Here is a 2014-nt window from a genome sequence, read left to right on the forward strand (position 1 = left end):
GGCGAGCCGGAGTTCGGCGTGGCCAAGCGGCGCGGGCAGGTCCTGGTGCAGACCCACCGCGGCACTCCGCTGGGCCGGCTGGGGCTGGACCTGCGGGACCGCCCGGCCGCGGCGGCCGGCACGGACTTCGACCGGCTGCTCGCCCAGGTGGACGAGTGGGACTACACCCTCTCCACCAGCCGGTACTGCACCCTGGCCTGGGAGCGCGCCTATCCGGGCGCCTACACCACGCTGGAGTGCGGCGCCCCGCGCAACGACGTGTACAGCACCGCCACCACGGAGGACGTGGCGCGTGCCCGTGCCTCGCTGGGGGTGCCGGCGGACGCGACCGCCGTGCTGTACGCCCCCGCGCCCCGCGAGTACCTGAACGGGCGGGCCGGAGCCGGGTTGGACGTCTCCCGGCTGGCGAGCGCGCTGGGGGCCGGCTTCACCGTGCTGGACGCGACCGGTGGCCGGCCGTCGGTGGACCTGTGCCTCGCCGCTGACGTCCTGGTCACCGACTACGCGCCGCTGATGTTCGACTACGCCAACCTGGACCGGCCGATCGTGGTGCACGCCGACGACTGGGAGGCGTACCGCGCGACCCGCGGCACCTACCTCGACCTGCTGGGCAACCCGCCGGGTCCGGTCGCCCGCGACCTCGCCTCGCTCGTCTCCGTGTTCCGGGACGGGACGCTGCGCTCCCCTCGCAACGAGGCGCTGCGGGCCGCGTTCCGGGCCAGGTTTTGCCCCTACGACGACGGGCACTCAGCCGAGCGAGTGATCCGCGCGGTCTTCCTTGACGGAACCGGGCTGGCTCCGGTGGTGCCCCCGGAGCGCCGCACACCGGCGCCGTCGCCTCGGCCGGCCACGGCCGCCCGGCTCGCTCGGCAGGGAAGCCGGCAGGTGATCCATCCGACACAGCCCAGTGACGGCCCGGGTGAACCTGCGCGCCTGTGAACGCATCCTTGAGGGTGGGCGCCTCCCCGGCGCGAGCGGGGAGGCGGGGGACGCCGTGGCCGGGCGCGCTCGGCGGACGACGAATGGGCACGTGAGATTTCTGTGGGGGGACGGGTTATGTCGGAGAGCGTGACTGTGGTGGTCATCGCCTACAACGATACGGCGCTGGTCGAGGAGGCGGTGCGCTCCGCCCTCGACCAGGGCCCCGAGGTGACCGAGGTGCTCGCGGTCGACGACGCGTCGACCGACGGCACCGGTGCGGTGCTGGACACGCTGGCGGAGCAGTTGCCGCGGTTGCGGGTGCTACACCGCGAGCGGAACAGCGGCGGCTGCGGCACGCCGCGCAACGACGGACTGCGGTCGGCCCGCGGGCGGTACGTGATGTTCCTGGACAGCGACGACGTGCTGCCGCCGAACGCGGTGCGGGTGCTGCTCGACGCCGCGGCCCGCCACTCCGCGCCGGTCGTCGCGGGCGGCTGTGTGCGGCGCGAGCTGCCCAGCGGTACCGAGACCCGCTGGCAGCGGCAGCTGTTCCTCCAGGAGACCGTGCACGAGGACCCGCAGAACCAGCCCCGGCTGGTGCACGACACCTTGTGCGTGAACAAGCTCTACGCGCGTGACTTCCTGATCGAACACCGCATCACCTTTCCGGAGGGCCGGTTCCACTACGAGGACTTCGTGTTCGGCGCACAGGTGCTCGCCGCGGCCGACCGGCTGGCGGTGGTGCCCGACACCGTCTACGTGTGGCACGTGCGGCGGTCCGCGGCGCAGCCCTCGATCTCCCTGGACCGCCGGGGCGTCGAGAACTGGCACAGCCGGCTGCTGGCACACCGCCGGGCCGTGCAGGTGTTCCTGGACGCGGACCGCAAGCGGCTGGCGCACGCCGCGCAGACCAAGTTCCTCGACTACGACCTGCGCATGTACGTGCGCGAGCTGACCGGGCGCAGCGCCGAGTACCAGCAGCAGTGGTGGCAGGCGACCCGGGCGCACCTGGCGGGGTTCGACGAGGCGGACCTGCTGGCGGCGCGCGCGCCCGGCCGGTGGCTGGCACGGGTCATCGCCGCCTCGCCGGTGC

At 73.7% G+C, this 2014-nt stretch carries 2 protein-coding genes; both read left to right on the plus strand.

All coding sequences use genetic code 11. The annotated features are described in order from the left end of the window. The coding region (locus tag ACYVE9_RS24520) for a CDP-glycerol glycerophosphotransferase family protein (RefSeq protein ID WP_461030080.1) at window positions 1–939 on the plus strand (939 nt) is incomplete at its 5' end. A 117-nt stretch (window positions 940–1056) separates the two neighbouring features. Beyond that, on the plus strand, window positions 1057–2014 hold a 958-nt coding region (locus ACYVE9_RS24525; protein ID WP_461030081.1), incomplete at its 3' end, for a glycosyltransferase family 2 protein.

Source organism: Streptomyces sparsus, assembly GCF_054776295.1.